This is a genomic window from Pseudomonas baetica (assembly GCF_002813455.1).
Lineage (GTDB): Bacteria > Pseudomonadota > Gammaproteobacteria > Pseudomonadales > Pseudomonadaceae > Aquipseudomonas > Aquipseudomonas baetica.
Genome location: NZ_PHHE01000001.1, coordinates 3795089 through 3812310, shown reverse-complemented (window position 1 = coordinate 3812310; position 17222 = coordinate 3795089). Strand labels below are relative to the sequence as shown.

Genomic DNA, 17222 nt, shown 5'->3' with positions numbered 1-17222 from the left:
GCCGTCGTTTGAACTTGCGCATGTTCATGAGCGAAGTACCACGCCGCTGTCGTCTTCCCACCACACGTAAACCTGATCGCCCCAGGTTGGACGTGCGCCACGGCGCTCGGCGTTGGCGACAAACGACTGCACCAGTTTGCCGCTCGGCAATTCGACGTAGAACACCGAGTGACCACCCAGGTAGGCGATGTCGTGCACCTTGCCGCTCGACCAGTTGTATTCACAGGTCGGTTGGTCGGCGGTGACCAGCAGTTTCTCCGGGCGGATCGCGTAGGTGACCGACTTGTCCTGCACCGAAGTGCTGATGCCGTGGCCGACGTAGATCTGCCGGTCGAGATCCTTGCAGGTGATGGTCGCGTGGCCTTCGGCGTCGTCGATCACTTCGCCTTCGAAGATGTTCACGTTGCCGATGAATTCGCAGACCAGACGGCTGGTCGGGGTTTCGTAGATGTCGATCGGGCTGCCGATCTGGGCGATCCAGCCCAGGTGCATGATCGCGATGCGCTCAGCCATGGTCATGGCCTCTTCCTGGTCGTGAGTCACCATCACGCAGGTCACACCGACGCGCTCGATGATTTCCACCAGCTCAAGCTGCATCTGCGAACGCAGTTTCTTGTCCAGTGCGCCCATCGGCTCATCGAGCAGCAGCAGCTTCGGCCGCTTGGCCAGCGAACGCGCCAGCGCCACACGCTGACGCTGACCGCCCGACAGTTGATGCGGCTTGCGCTTGGCGTACTGGCTCATCTGCACCAGTTTGAGCATCTCGGCCACACGGGCTTCGACCTCGGCCTTGGGGATCTTGTCCTGCTGCAAGCCGAAGGCGATGTTCTGCGCCACGGTCATGTGCGGGAACAAGGCGTAGGACTGGAACATCATGTTGATCGGACGTTCGTACGGCGGCATGTCGGTGATGTCGACGCCGTCGAGAAAAATGCGCCCCTCCGTGGGCCGTTCGAACCCTGCCAGCATCCGCAGCAGAGTGGATTTGCCCGATCCCGAACCGCCGAGCAGGGCAAAAATTTCGCCCTTCTTGATTTCCAGGGACACATCGTCCACGGCAATCGTCTCGTCGAATTTCTTCGTGACCCGGTCGATTTTGACCAACACCTGTTTCGGTGTCTGGTCGCCCTCGAGGGCTTTCTTATAGGCGCCGGAGGCAACTGCCATTTACGAAACTCCCAGAAAAAAACAGTGCAGTTCGCCCAATGTGGACGAACCCTGGATAGTGTGTGCCTTACATACCCGACTTGACCTTGGTCCAGCTGCGGGTCATCAGACGTTGAATGTTCGGTGGCAACTCGGTCGACACGTAAGCCTTGTCGATCACAGCCTGCGGTGGATAAACCGATGCATCGGTACGGATGGATTGCTCCATCAGTTTGTCCGCACCCGGGTTGGGGTTGGCGTAACCGACGTAATCACTGACCTGGGCGATCACCTCAGGTTTCAGCAGATAGTTGATGAAGGCATGGGCCTGCTTGACGTTCGACGAATCCTTGGGAATCGCCAGCATGTCGAACCACAGGGCGCCGCCCTCTTTCGGGACGGTGTAGGCGATGTTCACGCCTTTCTTGGCTTCTGCCGCGCGGTTCTTCGCCTGGAAGATATCGCCGGAAAAACCGATCGCTACACAGATGTCGCCGTTGGCCAGATCGCCGATGTATTTCGAGGAGTGGAAGTAGGTTACGTAAGGACGCACCGCGAGCAATTTGTCGGTGGCCTTTGCGTAGTCCTCGGGATTGGTGCTGTTGGCATTCAGGCCCAGATAGTTGAGCACGGTCGGCATCATTTCATCAGCCGAATCGAGGAACGCCACGCCGCAGCTTTGCAGCTTCTTGATGTTCTCAGGCTCGAACAGCACGCCCCAGGAGTCGATCTTGTCGACACCGAGCACGGCCTTCACTTTATCGACGTTGTAACCGATGCCGTTGGTACCCCACAGGTACGGCACGGCGTACAGGTTGCCCGGATCGTTCTGCTCCAGACGCTTGAGCAGCGCCGGGTCGAGATTGGAATAATTGGGCAGCTGCGACTTGTCGAGTTTCTGGAACGCACCGGCCTTGATCTGCTTGCCGAGGAAGTGGTTCGACGGCACGACCACGTCGTACCCGGTACGCCCGGCCAGCAGCTTGCCTTCCAGAGTCTCGTTGGAATCGAACACGTCGTAAACCGGTTTGATCCCGGTGTCTTTCTGGAAGTCGGCCAGGGTGGTCTCGCCGATGTAGTCCGACCAGTTATAAATATGCACCGTACCGGCGGCCTGGGCACCGACAGCCATCGTCAGACCGGCAGTGGCCAGCAGGGCATTGCGCAAAGAAGAAAAAATAGGCAAGTGGAGGTCCTCTAAATTAGTTGGGCCCAAGTTGCCCCGCGTTACATGACAGCCATGGCTGCCCGGCAACAAAACCGGCGCGCAACTTACCCTCGAAAAACCGTTCCAGCAAAACTTTCTGTCATTTAATTATCCCGCTGGCCGCCGTCGCGGGGACGACGGCCAGCGGTTGCTGCGTCAAACCGGCTTATTTACCGGATTTGATCTTGGTCCAGCTACGGGTGATCAGGCGCAGCGTGGCGGCATCCAGATCGCTGATCGCGTAGAGCTGTTTCTTCACTGCAGCCGACGGATAGATGCTCGGATCGCTGGTGATGTCTTTGTCCACCAGCGGCGTGGCCGCCTTGTTGCCGTTCGGGAAACGCACGGCATTGGTGATCCCGGCCATCACTTCGGGCTCAAGCAGGTAGTTCATGAATTTGTAAGCGGCTTCGACGTTTTCGGCATCCTTGGGAATGGCGACCATGTCGTAGAAAGTACCGGCGCCTTCTTTCGGAATGGTGTAGGCCAGCTTGACCTTGTCACCGGCTTCCTTGGCGCGGGTCTTGGATTGCTCCAGGTCACCCGAATAGCCGACCGCCACGCAGATGTTGCCGTTGGCCAGATCGGAGATGTATTTGGAGGAGTGGAAATAGGCAACCGAAGGACGAACCTTGAGGAACAGGTCTTCGGCGGCTTTCAGATCAGCTTTGTCCTTGCTGTTGGTCGGTTTGCCCAGATAGTGCAGAGCCGCCGGAATCATTTCGGTCGGGGCATCGAGGAAGCTTACACCGCAGCTTTTGAGTTTCTCGATGTTCTCAGGCTTGAACACAATGTCCCAGGAATCGATCTTGTCGATGCCCAGCGCAGCCTTGACCTTCTCCGGGTTGTAACCGATCCCGATGGAGCCCCACATGTACGGGAACGCGTGTTTGTTGCCCTGGTCGCTGGCATCGCCAACGGCCTTGAGCAGGTCTTCGTCGAGGTTCTTCCAGTTCGGCAGCTTGGACTTGTCCAGCTCCTGGTAAACACCGGCCTTGATCTGCTTGGCGAGGAAGTTGTTGGAAGGCACCACAATGTCGTAACCGGATTTACCGGCCAGCAGCTTGGCTTCCAGGGTTTCGTTACTGTCGAATACGTCGTAGACGACCTTGATCCCGGTGGCCTTCTCGAAATTGGCGACCGTGTCCGGCGCGATGTAGTCGGACCAGTTATAGACGTGCAATACCTTGTCGTCCGCCTGAACCGCACCCGCCATCAAGCCCGCCATGGACAGCGCGAGAAGTGTCTTGCCAGCAAGCTTTTTACCTAATGCCTTCATGCGTCATGCTCCAAATTTTTCTTTTTTGAACCACTTTGTTCAGCGGCCGAACCCGGACAACTGGAACCGCGGCTAGTCTGGCAAGATCCGAGGCGGTCTTTCAAGAAAAGACCCGCTTTTCTGACAGCTTCGAGCGAGTGCGCCGCAGCTCCCCCGCTCGAAGCCTAGCACCTAGCCCTGCAATGCACTGAGGGTCAGGTCCAGGCACTTGCGTGCCTTTGTAACCAGCTCATCGATCTCGGCTTTGCTGATCACCAGCGGCGGCGCGATGATCATGGTGTCGCCCACGGCGCGCATGATCAGCCCGTTGTCGAAGCAGAACTGGCGGCAGATCATGCCGACGCCCTTGCCTTCGTAACGCTTGCGAGCGGCCTTGTCCTGCACCAACTCGATCGCCCCCAGCAGCCCGACCCCGCGAACTTCACCCACCAATGGGTGATCGTTCAGTTCCCGCAGACGTTTCTGCAAATACGGTGCCGTTTCGTTGTGGACGTTCTCGATAATTTTTTCGTCGCGCAGGATGCGGATGTTTTCCAGACCCACCGCCGCCGCCACCGGGTGACCGGAGTAAGTGAAGCCGTGGTTGAAATCGCCGCCCTCGTTGAGCACCGCCACCACCGAGTCACGGACGATCAGGCCACCCATCGGGATGTAGCCGGAGGTCAGTCCTTTGGCGATGGTCATCATGTCGGGCGCAAGGTCGTAGAAATCGCTACCGAACCACTCACCGGTACGGCCGAAACCGCAGATCACTTCGTCCGCCACGAAGAGGATGTCGTACTTGGCGAGAATTTCCTTGATGCGCGGCCAGTAGCTGTCTGGCGGAATGATCACGCCACCGGCACCCTGGATCGGCTCGGCGATAAAGGCACCGACGTTGTCGACGCCGACTTCGAGAATCTTCTCTTCCAGCTGATTGGCCGCCCAGATCCCGAACTCTTCCGGGGACATGTCGCCGCCTTCAGCGAACCAGTACGGCTGGCCGATGTGGACGATGCCCGGGATCGGCAAGTCGCCCTGCTCATGCATATAGGTCATGCCGCCCAGGCTCGCGCCGGCCACGGTGGAACCGTGATAACCGTTCTTGCGGCTGATGATGACTTTCTTGTTCGGCTGGCCCTTGATCGCCCAGTAGTGGCGAACCATACGCAGCATGGTGTCGTTGCCTTCGGAGCCGGAACCAGTGAAGAACACGTGGTTCATGCCTTCTGGCGCGACGTCGGCGATCGCCTTGGCCAGTTCCAGTGCCGGCGGGTGTGCGGTCTGGAAGAACAGGTTGTAGTAAGGCAGTTCGCGCATTTGCTTGGCGGCGGCGTCGGCCAGTTCATCGCGACCGTAGCCGATGGCCACGCACCACAGGCCGGCCATGCCGTCGAGGATCTTGTTGCCTTCGCTGTCCCACAGGTAAACGCCTTTGGCGTTGGTGATGATCCGTGGGCCCTTCTCTTTCAATTGCTTGAAGTCACTGAACGGGGCCAGGTGGTGGTCGCTGCTCAGCGCTTGCCACTCACGGGTTTGCGGGTTGTTGCTGGTCATGCCAATTCTCCTTGTTATCGGTGAAGGCGCGGCTGCTGCCAGCCGCGCCCGGCGTATCAGACGGCGAAGAGCAGGTACTCACGCTCCCAGGAACTGATCACGCGCTTGAAGTTTTCATGCTCGGCCCGTTTTACCGCGACGTAGCCAGTGATGAAGGTTTTGCCCAGGTACTTCTCGATGGTCGCGCTGTTTTCCATACGTTCCAGTGCGTCTTCGATGGTCAGTGGCAGGCGCAGGTTGCGGCGCTCATAACCACGGCCCACCACCGGCGCGCTCGGGTTCAGGCCTTCGATCATGCCGATGTAGCCGCAGAGCAGGCTCGCGGCAATCGCCAGGTACGGGTTGGCGTCGGCGCCCGGCAAGCGGTTTTCCACACGGCGGTTCTGCGGGCCGGCATCGGGTACGCGCAGGCCCACGGTGCGGTTCTCTTCGCCCCACTCCACGTTCACCGGTGCCGAGGTATCCGGCAGGAAGCGGCGGAACGAGTTGACGTTCGGCGCGAACAGCGGCAACAACTCAGGAATCAGTTTCTGCAAACCACCGATGTGATGCAGGAACAACTGGCTCATGGTCCCGTCTTCATTGGAGAAGACGTTCTTGCCGGTTTCGATGTCGATGATGCTTTGGTGCAAATGCATCGCGCTGCCCGGCTCGCCGGTCATTGGCTTGGCCATGAAAGTCGCGGCCACGTCGTGCTTGAGTGCTGCTTCACGCATGGTGCGCTTGAACACCAGAATCTGGTCGGCCAGCGACAGTGCGTCACCGTGACGGAAGTTGATTTCCATCTGCGCCGTGCCGTCTTCGTGGATCAGCGTGTCGAGGTCCAGCTCCTGCAGTTCGCACCAGTCGTAGACGTCCTCGAACAGCGGGTCGAATTCGTTGGCGGCTTCGATAGAGAACGACTGACGACCGATTTCCGGACGCCCGGAACGGCCGATTGGCGGTTGCAACGGATAGTCAGGATCGTCACTGCGTTTGGTCAGGTAGAACTCCATTTCCGGCGCCACGATCGGCTGCCAGCCCTTGTCGGCATAGAGTTTCAGGACTTTCTTGAGGACGTTGCGCGGCGACAGCTCGATCGGGTTGCCTTGCTTGTCATAGGTGTCGTGGATCACCTGGGCCGTCGGCTCGATGGCCCATGGCACCAGATACACGGCGCTCTGGTCGGGGCGGCAGATCATGTCGATGTCGGCCGGGTCGAGCAGTTCGTAATAGATGTCGTCTTCGACGTAGTCGCCGGTCACGGTCTGCAACAGCACGCTCTCTGGCAGGCGCATGCCTTTTTCGGCGATGAACTTGTTGGTCGGCGAGATCTTGCCCCGGGTGATACCGGTCAAGTCGGCGATCATGCATTCGACTTCTGTGATCTTGTGGTCTTTCAACCAATCGGTGAGCTGGTCGAGGTTGTTACTCATAAATGCCTCTGGGCTGAGTCTCCTGACGTGATGTCAGGCAAAGTTTGACGCCTGGGCGTCGCGTTAAAGGGGGCTTGCTTGCGCGCAGTGCCGGCTTACGCCTGGCACCGCGCATAGACAATGAAAGAGGAGCTTACCTGCCCTTTACGCTGGCGTTGCATTTCCTGTGCAAACTCATGACGTGCACAATCATGAGCACGACGAGGAGAGCGGCACGGGCTTTGGGAGAGAAAGAGATCTATATTGGAAGGAGACGCCATAAAGCGGATGCTTGCCCGTACGTCCAGAATATCGGACGGTGCCGTCCGGGCTGCTGCAGACGAGAGCAGCGTCAACAGGCTGCGCGCCATGCTGGCTGCGCTACTGACGGATTTGTCGCCACTGATGTGATGAGCATGCAGACCGGACTGTTGCGAGCAGTCGGTGATGCCGATTAACGGCAGGCGAGACATGAAGCACCCCGGTATTATTGCTGTTATGGGTTTGATCGGAGCTTAGCCTTGTTCATTTTTTTACACAACACCCCCGTAAAAAATACAACACGGCCTGCTCAAGCCTGCGGGTGCCCAGTCGCCCAAGGACAAAAAAACGCCCAAAATTGCCCCATAAACGCCCTCACAGCGCTTTTTTAGGGCAAAAAAGGCCTCGCTTGACTTCGGCAGGCCGTTCGGGTTGACTGAAACCAGAAAAGATCAATGATTGATATTTTTAACAACAAAGGTGTTGCATCATGTCGGTACCCCCGCGTGCCGTTCAGCTCAACGAAGCGAACGCGTTCCTTAAGGAACATCCTGAGGTTCTGTACGTTGACCTTCTGATTGCGGATATGAATGGTGTGGTGCGCGGCAAGCGCATTGAACGCACCAGCCTCCACAAGGTTTACGAGAAAGGCATCAACCTGCCGGCCTCTCTATTTGCTCTGGATATCAATGGCTCTACGGTGGAAAGCACCGGCCTGGGCCTGGACATCGGCGACGCCGATCGTATCTGCTATCCAATCCCCGACACCCTGTGCAACGAGCCATGGCAGAAGCGCCCTACCGCGCAACTGTTGATGACCATGCACGAACTCGAAGGCGACCCGTTCTTTGCGGATCCGCGCGAAGTGCTCCGTCAAGTTGTTGCAAAGTTTGACGAGCTGGGCTTGACCATCTGCGCCGCTTTCGAACTCGAGTTCTACCTGATCGACCAGGAAAACGTGAACGGCCGTCCACAGCCGCCACGCTCGCCGATCTCCGGCAAACGCCCGCACTCGACTCAGGTCTACCTGATCGACGACCTCGACGAATACGTCGACTGCCTCCAGGACATTCTGGAAGGTGCCAAAGAGCAAGGCATCCCGGCCGATGCCATCGTCAAGGAAAGTGCCCCGGCGCAGTTCGAAGTGAACCTGCACCACGTCGCCGACCCGATCAAGGCGTGCGATTACGCGGTACTGCTCAAGCGTCTGATCAAGAACATCGCCTACGACCATGAAATGGACACCACCTTCATGGCCAAGCCTTACCCGGGCCAGGCAGGCAACGGTTTGCACGTGCACATTTCGATTCTGGACAAAGAAGGCAAGAACATCTTTGCCAGCGAGGATCCCGAGCAGAACGCCGCATTGCGTCACGCAATCGGCGGTGTGCTCGAGACCCTGCCCGCCCAAATGGCGTTCCTGTGCCCTAACGTCAACTCGTACCGTCGTTTCGGCGCACAGTTCTACGTGCCGAACTCGCCGTGCTGGGGCCTGGACAACCGCACCGTGGCGATTCGCGTACCGACCGGCTCGGCCGATGCCGTGCGTATCGAACACCGTGTAGCCGGCGCCGACGCCAACCCGTACCTGCTGATGGCTTCGGTGCTGGCCGGCGTGCATCACGGCCTGACCAACAAGATCGAGCCGGGCGCGCCAGTCGAAGGCAACAGCTACGAGCAGAACGAACAAAGCCTGCCGAACAACTTGCGCGATGCCCTGCGTGAACTGGACGACAGCGAAGTGATGGCCAAGTACATCGATCCGAAATACATCGATATCTTCGTCGCCTGCAAAGAGAGCGAGCTGGAGGAGTTCGAACACTCCATCTCCGACCTCGAGTACAACTGGTACCTGCATACCGTTTAAGCGGTTGTAGTGCCAAACACAACGCCGCCGGCTCTCGCAGCCAGCGGCGTTTTTTTTATGGCCGCCTGCGGCGGTTCGGGAGCAAGCCCCCTCCCACAGGGGTTTACTGTGCACACAAAAATTTCATCTCACTGGAGATCCCTGTGGGAGGGGGCTTGCTCCCGAAGGCGTACTGGCAGACAACACACAAACCGGCTCGTACAATGCCCGCTGCCCCGCAGGAGACTTCCATGACGCGACCCGCCCCCGTTCGCAAACCCCGTGCCCGCAGTCAGGCGCGCATCGATTCGATACTCGACGCCGCGCGCACGCTGCTGGCTGCCGAGGGCGTGGCGAGTCTATCGATCTACAGCGTGGCCGAGCGCGCACAGATTCCGCCCTCCTCCGTCTACCACTTCTTCGCCAGCGTTCCGGCGCTGCTCGAAGCTCTCACCGCAGACGTACACGCAGCCTTTCGCGCCTGCCTGCAAGCGCCGATTGATCATGAGGCCCTGCGCGACTGGCGTGATCTGTCACGACTGGTTGAGCAACGGATGCTGGAGATCTACGACGAAGACGCGGCGGCTCGCCAGTTGATCCTGGCCCAGCATGGTCTGACTGAGGTCACACAGGCTGACCGCCAGCACGACATCGAACTGGGCGACCTGATGCACAAGCTGTTCGACCATCACTTCGAGCTGCCGAGGCTGCCGGAGGATGTCGATGTGTTTGCCCTGGCAATGGAGTTGGGCGACCGGGTGTATGCGCGTTCTGTACAGCAGCATGGGCAAATCACGCCGCGCATGGCGGAAGAAGGGATGCGCGTGTTTGATGCTTATATCGGGCTGTACCTGCCGACGTATCTGCCCAAGCGCAATCTCTAGCGCTTTCGCTGGCGTCTTCGCGAGCAGGCTCGCTCCCACATTTGGAACGCGATCCCCTGTGGGAGCGAGCCTGCTCGCGAAGGCAGTACCACCAATACCAAGCAATGAAAAAACCCCGAAGGGCTCACACCCTCCGGGGTTGTTTTTTATCCACAGCCTTACAACTTGGCGATGGATACCTCGGTGGATTTCACAAAGGCGATCACTTCGCTGCCCACCACCAGTTCCAGCTCTTTGACCGAGCGCGTGGTGATCACCGAAGTGACGATGCCGGAAGCGGTCTGCACGTCGATTTCCGACAGCACGTCACCGAGGACGATTTCCTTGATCGAGCCTTTGAACTGGTTGCGCACGTTGATGGCTTTGATAGTCATGGCAATGATTCCTGTCGTTTGCTTGAGTTATTGAGCCCAACGCAGTTGCGTAGGCAGTGGTGAAACAGGTTCCGGCGCCGGCGGTTCGCCGGGCAGGGAGAGAACGCGGTTAAGCACTTCGGTTTCCAGTGCCGCCAATCGGTGCGAACCACGCACTCGCGGCCGCGGCAGTTCCACAGGCAGATCGAGGCCGACTTCGCCGTCCTCGATCAGAATCACCCGGTCGGCAATCGCCACCGCTTCGCTGACATCATGGGTCACCAGCAACACGGTAAAACCATGTTGTTGCCAGAGCCGCTCGATCAGTTGCTGCATCTCGATCCGGGTCAGCGCATCCAGCGCGCCGAGCGGCTCGTCGAGCAACAACAGACGCGGTTGGTGGATCAGCGCCCGGGCCAGCGCGACACGCTGCTTCTGTCCGCCGGACAAGGCGGCCGGCCATTCATTGGCGCGATCCGCTAGCCCCACCGCTTCCAGTGCGTCCAGTGCTTGCGGACGCCAGTTGCCTTTGAGCCCCAGACCGACGTTGTCGATGATCTTTTTCCACGGCAACAGCCGTGCTTCCTGGAACATCAGCCGGGTGTCTTCCCGCGCATCGCTGAGCGGCGCAGAGCCCGCAAGCAGGTCGCCGCCAGTCGGCTGATCAAGCCCGGCGAGCAGGCGCAGCAAGGTACTTTTGCCACAACCACTGCGCCCGACCACGGCGACGAACTGCCCCGCCGGAATGTGCAGATCGATGTCACGCAAAACCTGGCGTGAACCGAAAGTCTTTTGCAGATTGCGCACCGCCAGCGGTATCCCGCGCAGCAGGCGTGGAGGTTGTTGAGCAGTCATACCGCACCTCCCTTGGCAACCTGATAGGCCGGATGCCAACGCAGCCAGACACGTTCAAGTCCACGGGCCGCGAGGTCGGCGAGTTTGCCGAGCACCGCGTAAAGCAGGATCGCCAGCACCACCACGTCGGTCTGCAAGAACTCCCGGGCGTTCATCGCCAGATAGCCGATGCCGGAGCTGGCCGAGATGGTTTCCGCCACGATCAACGTCAGCCACATAAAGCCCAGTGCGAAGCGTACACCGACCAGAATCGAAGGCAGCGCGCCCGGCAGAATCACCTGCCAGAACAGGCTCAAACCGCTCAAACCATAACTGCGCGCCATCTCCACCAGCGCCGGGTCGACGTTGCGGATGCCGTGATAGGTGTTGAGGTAGATCGGGAACAACGTACCCAGCGCCACCAGAAAAATCTTCGCCGACTCGTCGATACCAAACCACAGAATCACCAGCGGAATCAGCGCCAGATGCGGCACATTGCGGATCATCTGCACCGAACTGTCGAGCAGGCGTTCGCCCCACTTCGACAGACCGGTGATGAAGCCCAACACCAGACCGATGCTGCCACCGATGGTGAAGCCCAGCGCGGCGCGCCAGCCGCTGATTGCCAGGTGCGTCCCTATTTCGCCGCTGCGCACCAGGCTCACGCCGGCCTCGATCACGGCCACCGGTGCCGGCAGAATCCGTGTCGACAACCAGCCCGCCGACACCGACAACTGCCACACCGCCAGCAGCAACACTGGCAACGCCCAGGGCGCGAGGCTGTGGATGATTTTCTTCATGGCGCGCCTCAGCTCTGCGACGCGGCTTTGGGAAGAATGTCGTTGGCGACCATCTCGCCGAACGGGCTGACATAACCGGCGCTTTTCGGCAGTTCCGGGCGCTCGATGTCGAGGTGCGGGAACAGCAATTCGGCGACGCGGTACGATTCTTCAAGGTGTGGATAACCGGAGAAGATGAAAGTGTCGATGCCCAGATCGGCGTATTCCTTCACCCGCGCGGCCACGGTCGGGCCATCGCCGACCAGCGCCGTGCCGGCACCGCCGCGCACCAGACCGACACCGGCCCACAGGTTAGGGCTGACTTCGAGGTTGTCGCGACTGCCGCCGTGCAATGCGGCCATGCGTTGCTGGCCGACCGAATCAAAGCGCGCCAGGGAAGCCTGGGCACGAGCAATGGTGTCGTCGTCCAGATGCGAGATCAGCCGATCCGCCGCTTGCCAGGCTTCTGCATTGGTTTCGCGAACGATCACATGCAGACGAATGCCGAAGCGCACGGTGCGTCCGAGCTTGGCCGCTTTGGCACGTACCTGTTCGATTTTCTCTGCCACTGCTGCGGGCGGCTCGCCCCAGGTCAGAACCATTTCGACCTGTTCGGCAGCGAGATCCTGCGCCGCTTCCGACGAGCCACCGAAGTACAGCGGCGGACGCGGTTGCTGGATCGGCGGATAGAGCAATTTGGCGCCCTTCACACTGATGTGCTGACCGTCGTAATCAACGGTTTCGCCTTCCAGCACCCGACGCCAGATGCGGGTGAATTCCACCGAGGCTTGATAGCGCTCCTCGTGACTGAGGAACAGACCGTCACCGGCCAATTCTTCCGGATCACCACCGGTTACCAGATTGAACAGCGCCCGCCCGCCAGAGAGACGATCCAGCGTCGCAGCCTGACGCGCTGCCACCGTCGGGGAAATGATCCCGGGGCGCAGGGCGACTAGAAACTTCAGACGCTGGGTCACCGGGATCAGCGACGCCGCCACCAGCCAGGAGTCTTCGCAAGAACGACCGGTAGGGATCAGCACACCGCCAAAACCCAGACGATCCGCCGCTTGCGCGACCTGTTGCAAATAGCCGTGGTCAACAGCGCGAGCGCCTTCGGCGGTGCCAAGGTAATGGCAGTCGCCGTGGGTAGGCAGGAACCAGAAGATATTGAGGCTCATGGAGTGGTCTCCTTGGGGATTCGAATTACTGCGCTTTAGCCACAGCGGCCGGTGGGGTCCAGATCACATCCTTGATGCTCAACGGCTTGGGTATCAGCTTGAGCTGGAAGAACGTGTCAGCGATTTTCTGTTGCGCGGCGATCACTTCCGGGGTCAGGAACAGCGCGCCGTAGCCCTGGCGTTTGACCGAGGTCAGGGTGATGTCCGCCGGCAGGCCGAGCAGGGGCGCGACCTGTTGGGTCACGTCTTCAGGATTGGCTTTGGACCACTCGCCAACGGCGCGCACTTCTTCGACGAGGGTCTTGATCACCTCGGGATTTTTCTGCGCGTAAGGCTTGGTCGCCAGATAGAACTGATGGTTGTCGACGATGCCTTTGCCGTCGCGCAGCGTGTGCGCTTGCAGTTGTTTCTCAGCGGCTGCCTGGTACGGATCCCAGATGACCCAGGCGTCGACGCTGCCACGTTCAAACGCGGCGCGGGCATCGGCCGGCGGCAGGAACACGGTCTGGATGTCGGTGTATTTGAGGCCGGCGTCTTCCAGTGCGCGCACCAGCAGGTAGTGGACGTTGGAGCCTTTGTTCAGCGCGACTTTCTTGCCCTTCAGATCGGCCACCGATTTGATCGGTGAGTCTTTCGGCACGAGGATCGCTTCGCTGTTTGGCGCTGGCGGTTCGTAGGCGACGTAGAGCAGATCGGCGCCGGCAGCCTGGGCGAATACCGGTGGAGTTTCGCCAGTGACGCCGAAGTCGATCGAGCCGACGTTCAGGCCTTCAAGCAGTTGCGGGCCACCGGGAAATTCCGTCCATTGCACGTCGACGCCTTGGGCGGCGAGACGTTTTTCCAGCGTGCCCTTGGCTTTGAGCAGCACCAGCGTGCCGTACTTCTGATAACCGATTCTTAACGTATCGGCCTGAGCTTGAGTGATGGCGCCGAAGGACACAGCCGCAGCAAACAGAGCGACCAGACCGCGACGCAAAAATACAGTGCGCATAGCGCTCTCCTTTTTGCTGTTGGGTTTTGGCTGCACCTGCTTGCCCGTTGGCGGGCGAGTAAGGCCAGTACTTCAAGTTTCGATAAGGCTTAAATGCTCCAGCGAGCACTCAACAAACGCTCGTTCAACAAGCCCGGCTCCAGCGGTTTCGGCCGGCGGGCCATGGCACTGACAAACTGGTCCAGCGCTTCATGCAGACGCTGCTCCAGCGCCGGTGCCAACTGCGCCTGGGCACTGCCTTCGCCGTAAGCGATCTGGCTGTCCTCGGCAAAAATCCCCTGGAGCATTTCCTGAGCTTTCAATGCCGACAGCACTGGCTTGAGGGCGTAGTCGACCACCAGCATGTGGGCGATGCTGCCGCCGGTGGCCATCGGCAGAACAATCTTGTGGTTCAGAGCGCGTTCCGGCAGCAGATCCAGCACGGTCTTCAACGCACCGGAGAAGGAAGCCTTGTACACCGGGGTGGCGATGAGCAGGCCGTCGGCGTTTTCAATCTGCACCAGCAGGTCGAGCACCTTGGGGCTGTCGAAGCGGGCATGGAGCAGATCCTCGGCCGGGAAGTCCCGCACCTGATAGCTCACCACTTCCACCCCTTGCTCCTGCAACCAGCGTTGCGAGCGCTCCAGCAACACCCCGGAACGGGAGCGTTGGCTGGGACTGCCACCGAGTGAGACGACCAGCATTCAGACGATTCCTTGCGCGTTACAGGCGATTCGCGGATTGCGATCTCGCTTCGATGGGAGTGACCTTACCAGCTGATTTATATATCCATAAATCATATTTATTCATTTGGTTATGCGTTTTAGAGATATGCAGATTGCTTTGTTTCGGGCGAAAAAAAAGGCCGTCGAAACGGCCTGAAATCCCCTGCTTAGTGTTTCTTAATTCTCTGTTGACCGGACTGACGCCTTCGCGAGCAAGCCCGCTCCCACATTTTGGAATGCGTTACCCCTGTGGGAGCGGGCTTGCTCGCGAAAGCGGTGGCGGCAACAACAAATATCTCACTGATTCATTTGTTCGGCTGCGGCGTCAGGCGCAGGTACGGTTTTACCGCCCGATAGCCCTTCGGAAAGCGCTTCTTGATCTCTTCCTCGTCTTTGAGCGACGGCACGATCACCACCTCATCACCGTCCTGCCAGTTGGCCGGCGTGGCCACCTTGTAGTTGTCGGTGAGTTGCAGCGAGTCGATCACCCGCAGGATCTCGTGGAAGTTGCGCCCGGTGCTTGCCGGGTAGGTGATGGTCAGGCGGATCTTTTTGTTCGGATCGATCACGAACAGCGAACGCACGGTCAGGGTGTCGTTGGCGTTCGGGTGGATCAGGTCATAGAGATCGGAGACTTTGCGATCGGCATCAGCCAGGATCGGGAAGTTGACGAGGGTGTTCTGGGTTTCGTTGATGTCTTCGATCCACTTGTGGTGCGAGTCCACCGGGTCGACCGACAGCGCGATCGCTTTGACGCCGCGCTTGCTGAACTCATCCTTGAGCTTGGCGGTAAAGCCCAGCTCGGTGGTGCACACCGGTGTGAAGTCCGCCGGGTGGGAGAACAGCACGCCCCAGCTATCGCCCAGCCATTCGTGGAAACGAATCTTGCCGGCGCTGGAGTCTTGTTCGAAATCGGGGGCGATGTCGCCGAGTCTGAGGCTCATGGTGCTGCTCCTGATGAGTGGTTGGAGACCTCAACTGTAGCTTGGGTTTTGCCATCATGAAAAAGAATAAATAATGAGATATCTAGATCATTTGAGAATATTAAACATCTGTTCACTGGACGCTTGAGGGTATCCAGACGAACATCGGTCGCAAGGTTCGAGAAGGCCTTGAGTTGCTGTAAAGAGGGAAATGTCGAGGAGGGCTTACGGGGGTGGGCCTGACTCGAAAACGCAAAAGCCCCGTCCGGCGCGATGCCGGACGGGGCTTTTTTACATCCGCGAATCGAGACGCGCTATTACAGCAGCGGGATCGAGTAGCTGACGATCAGGCGGTTTTCATCCTGGTCGCGCTGACCGGCAATGTCGTTGCGCCAGGTAGCGTTTTTCCACATGAAGCCAACGTTCTTCAACGGGCCTTCCGGAACAACGTACGCCACGGTCAAATCGCGTTCCCACTCGGAAGCGCCATTCGAGGTTTGCGCACGACCGGCGTTGTAGGTATCGATGTTGTCGCCACGCAGGTAAACCATGCCAGCGGTCAGGCCAGGCACGCCGACCTTGGCGAAGTCATAGGAGTAGCGTGCTTGCCAGGTGCGCTCGCCGGCACGGCCGAACTTCTGGATTTGCATGTCGGTGATGGTGTAGTTCGACGAACCGTCGCCCTGGTTCAGCCAAGGGAAATCGCTGCTACCGTTACTTACCTGATAGCCGCCACCAAAGGTGTGACCGGCAACGGTGTAAAGGAACAAGCCGCTGTACAGGTTGTTGTCGACTTTGCCGCGACCGTTGGCGAAACCGGCGTAGCTACCGGTGCTGAAGTAAGCAGGCGTATTGCCGTTGGCGCCGTCGTCTGAGCTGTTGAAGTAACGGAAGTCAGACTTCAGCACGCCCGGACCGATTGCCCAGTTGTGAACCAGACCCAGGAAGTGTTGCTTGTAGAAATCTTCCAGGTTGCCGTAGTAGTACTGGGCAGTCAGGTCTTTGGTGATTTTGTAGTCACCACCGGCGTAGATGAACTTGTTGCTGTTAACGGTACGCGGTGCCGCGCCATTGATAGACAGGTTCTCGTTGTTGCTGGAGTTACGACCTTTCACTGCTTCGATCTGACCGCCGACCAGAGTCAGGTCTTTGATCTCGCCGGAAGTGATCTGGCCACCCTGCCAGGTTTGTGGCAACAGACGGCCATCGTTGGTGACGATAACTGGCAGTTTTGGCTGCAGCGTACCCAGCTTCAATTCGGTTTGAGAAATTTTGGCTTTGGCAGTCAGGCCCAGGCTGGAGAAGTTATCAACAGCTTCGCCATTGGATTTGCTCGGAAAAACCGTGCCACCGTACGAAGTGGCGCTGGTTGCACCGTTGGTGCCGCCGCCAGTATCCAGACGCACGCCCAACAGGCCGATCGCATCGATACCAAAACCGACGGTGCCTTGGGTATAACCGGAGATGAAGCGCAGATCGAAGCCTTGGCCCCATTCTTCAGCTTTGCTCTGGGTAGAGTGAGCACCGGAGTCACGGTTATCGTTGTTGATGTAGAAGTTACGCAGCCCCAAAGTCGCTTTGCTGTCTTCGATGAAACCGGCGGCGCCTGCCTGCTGCGCCATAACCCCTACGGCCACAGCCAGGGCCAAGGTGGACTTGTTCATGTAAAGCTCCTCTCGTTTCTAATTCTTGTGTTCCTGGCCCGGGATCTGACGCCCCTGGGTCCTAAGATGCGCGATTAGCGCCAGACTGTGACTGACAAGTCAATCGTAACTTTGTGTGTCTACGACCAAGGTCTAATCGCAGTGATTTGGTCCGTGCAGAGTAAAGATTTCCTGATAAGCCCAAAAAGAATTTATTAATTCTTTTTCATATCATTTCGGAATATAGCCATTATCTGGCCATCG

At 58.9% G+C, this 17222-nt stretch carries 16 protein-coding genes; 2 read left to right on the top strand and 14 right to left on the bottom strand.

What is annotated here, in order from left to right; all coding sequences use genetic code 11:
• Positions 1–24 precede the first annotated feature (24 nt).
• The 6 genes from ATI02_RS17385 to ATI02_RS32040 all read right to left on the bottom strand — a co-directional run bounded on the left by ATI02_RS17385 (position 25) and on the right by ATI02_RS32040 (position 7035).
• Complete coding sequence (locus tag ATI02_RS17385) at positions 25–1167, bottom strand: ABC transporter ATP-binding protein (RefSeq protein WP_100846904.1); 1143 nt, start codon at positions 1165–1167, stop codon at positions 25–27.
• Positions 1168–1234: 67 nt separating this feature from the next.
• Positions 1235–2332 (bottom strand): polyamine ABC transporter substrate-binding protein, encoded by a 1098-nt coding sequence (locus tag ATI02_RS17380; RefSeq protein ID WP_100846903.1) that lies wholly within the window; start codon positions 2330–2332, stop codon positions 1235–1237.
• A 187-nt stretch (positions 2333–2519) separates the two neighbouring features.
• Positions 2520–3632, bottom strand: a complete 1113-nt coding sequence (locus tag ATI02_RS17375) for a polyamine ABC transporter substrate-binding protein (RefSeq protein ID WP_100846902.1) — start codon at positions 3630–3632, stop codon at positions 2520–2522.
• Between the two features lie 171 nt (positions 3633–3803).
• Positions 3804–5168: an aspartate aminotransferase family protein gene (locus ATI02_RS17370; RefSeq protein WP_100846901.1), complete on the bottom strand. Its 1365-nt coding sequence runs from the start codon at positions 5166–5168 to the stop codon at positions 3804–3806.
• 56 nt (positions 5169–5224) lie between these two features.
• Positions 5225–6583, bottom strand: coding sequence for a glutamine synthetase family protein (locus ATI02_RS17365; protein ID WP_100846900.1), 1359 nt, complete (start codon positions 6581–6583; stop codon positions 5225–5227).
• Between the two features lie 95 nt (positions 6584–6678).
• Complete coding sequence (locus ATI02_RS32040) at positions 6679–7035, bottom strand: glutamine amidotransferase (RefSeq protein ID WP_141233054.1); 357 nt, start codon at positions 7033–7035, stop codon at positions 6679–6681.
• A 278-nt stretch (positions 7036–7313) separates the two neighbouring features.
• On the opposite strand from ATI02_RS32040, the gene ATI02_RS17360 reads away from it, so the two are divergent.
• Entirely contained in the window at positions 7314–8690 is a 1377-nt protein-coding gene (locus tag ATI02_RS17360) for a glutamine synthetase family protein (protein WP_038358985.1), read from the top strand.
• Positions 8691–8920: 230 nt separating this feature from the next.
• Positions 8921–9553: a TetR/AcrR family transcriptional regulator gene (locus ATI02_RS17355; protein ID WP_100846899.1), complete on the top strand. Its 633-nt coding sequence runs from the start codon at positions 8921–8923 to the stop codon at positions 9551–9553.
• A 158-nt stretch (positions 9554–9711) separates the two neighbouring features.
• Here ATI02_RS17355 and ATI02_RS17350 read toward each other — a convergent pair whose 3' ends face one another.
• From ATI02_RS17350 to ATI02_RS17315, 8 genes are all read right to left on the bottom strand, one after another.
• Positions 9712–9927, bottom strand: coding sequence for a TOBE domain-containing protein (locus tag ATI02_RS17350; RefSeq protein WP_003229256.1), 216 nt, complete (start codon positions 9925–9927; stop codon positions 9712–9714).
• A gap of 27 nt (positions 9928–9954) precedes the next feature.
• Positions 9955–10761: an aliphatic sulfonates ABC transporter ATP-binding protein gene (gene ssuB / locus ATI02_RS17345; RefSeq protein ID WP_100846898.1), complete on the bottom strand. Its 807-nt coding sequence runs from the start codon at positions 10759–10761 to the stop codon at positions 9955–9957.
• A complete protein-coding gene (gene ssuC / locus ATI02_RS17340) occupies positions 10758–11540 on the bottom strand; it encodes an aliphatic sulfonate ABC transporter permease SsuC (protein WP_100846897.1) in 783 nt (260 codons plus the stop codon). The genes ssuB and ssuC overlap by 4 nt, the downstream gene beginning before the upstream one ends.
• 8 nt (positions 11541–11548) lie before the next feature.
• Positions 11549–12697, bottom strand: a complete 1149-nt coding sequence (gene ssuD / locus ATI02_RS17335; protein WP_100846896.1) for an FMNH2-dependent alkanesulfonate monooxygenase — start codon at positions 12695–12697, stop codon at positions 11549–11551.
• Between the two features lie 25 nt (positions 12698–12722).
• Complete coding sequence (locus ATI02_RS17330; protein ID WP_100846895.1) at positions 12723–13688, bottom strand: sulfonate ABC transporter substrate-binding protein; 966 nt, start codon at positions 13686–13688, stop codon at positions 12723–12725.
• Positions 13689–13777: 89 nt separating this feature from the next.
• Entirely contained in the window at positions 13778–14371 is a 594-nt protein-coding gene (gene ssuE, locus ATI02_RS17325) for an NADPH-dependent FMN reductase (RefSeq protein ID WP_095186916.1), read from the bottom strand.
• 326 nt (positions 14372–14697) lie between these two features.
• Positions 14698–15336 (bottom strand): peroxiredoxin, encoded by a 639-nt coding sequence (locus tag ATI02_RS17320; RefSeq protein ID WP_095186915.1) that lies wholly within the window; start codon positions 15334–15336, stop codon positions 14698–14700.
• Between the two features lie 296 nt (positions 15337–15632).
• Positions 15633–16979 (bottom strand): OprD family porin, encoded by a 1347-nt coding sequence (locus tag ATI02_RS17315; protein ID WP_095186914.1) that lies wholly within the window; start codon positions 16977–16979, stop codon positions 15633–15635.
• Positions 16980–17222 lie beyond the last annotated feature (243 nt).

Bases quoted from the DNA above. Each gene is read 5' to 3' on its own strand.
- ATI02_RS17385 (WP_100846904.1), bottom strand. From the start codon at position 1,167: ATGGCAGTTGCCTCCGGCGCCTATAAGAAAGCCCTCGAGGGCGACCAG.
- ATI02_RS17375 (WP_100846902.1), bottom strand. From the start codon at position 3,632: ATGAAGGCATTAGGTAAAAAGCTTGCTGGCAAGACACTTCTCGCGCTG.
- ATI02_RS17370 (WP_100846901.1), bottom strand. From the start codon at position 5,168: ATGACCAGCAACAACCCGCAAACCCGTGAGTGGCAAGCGCTGAGCAGC.
- ATI02_RS17365 (WP_100846900.1), bottom strand. From the start codon at position 6,583: ATGAGTAACAACCTCGACCAGCTCACCGATTGGTTGAAAGACCACAAG.
- ATI02_RS32040 (WP_141233054.1), bottom strand. From the start codon at position 7,035: ATGTCTCGCCTGCCGTTAATCGGCATCACCGACTGCTCGCAACAGTCC.
- ATI02_RS17360 (WP_038358985.1), top strand. From the start codon at position 7,314: ATGTCGGTACCCCCGCGTGCCGTTCAGCTCAACGAAGCGAACGCGTTC.
- ATI02_RS17355 (WP_100846899.1), top strand. From the start codon at position 8,921: ATGACGCGACCCGCCCCCGTTCGCAAACCCCGTGCCCGCAGTCAGGCG.
- ATI02_RS17350 (WP_003229256.1), bottom strand. From the start codon at position 9,927: ATGACTATCAAAGCCATCAACGTGCGCAACCAGTTCAAAGGCTCGATC.
- ssuB (WP_100846898.1), bottom strand. From the start codon at position 10,761: ATGACTGCTCAACAACCTCCACGCCTGCTGCGCGGGATACCGCTGGCG.
- ssuC (WP_100846897.1), bottom strand. From the start codon at position 11,540: ATGAAGAAAATCATCCACAGCCTCGCGCCCTGGGCGTTGCCAGTGTTG.
- ssuD (WP_100846896.1), bottom strand. From the start codon at position 12,697: ATGAGCCTCAATATCTTCTGGTTCCTGCCTACCCACGGCGACTGCCAT.
- ATI02_RS17330 (WP_100846895.1), bottom strand. From the start codon at position 13,688: ATGCGCACTGTATTTTTGCGTCGCGGTCTGGTCGCTCTGTTTGCTGCG.
- ssuE (WP_095186916.1), bottom strand. From the start codon at position 14,371: ATGCTGGTCGTCTCACTCGGTGGCAGTCCCAGCCAACGCTCCCGTTCC.
- ATI02_RS17320 (WP_095186915.1), bottom strand. From the start codon at position 15,336: ATGAGCCTCAGACTCGGCGACATCGCCCCCGATTTCGAACAAGACTCC.
- ATI02_RS17315 (WP_095186914.1), bottom strand. From the start codon at position 16,979: ATGAACAAGTCCACCTTGGCCCTGGCTGTGGCCGTAGGGGTTATGGCG.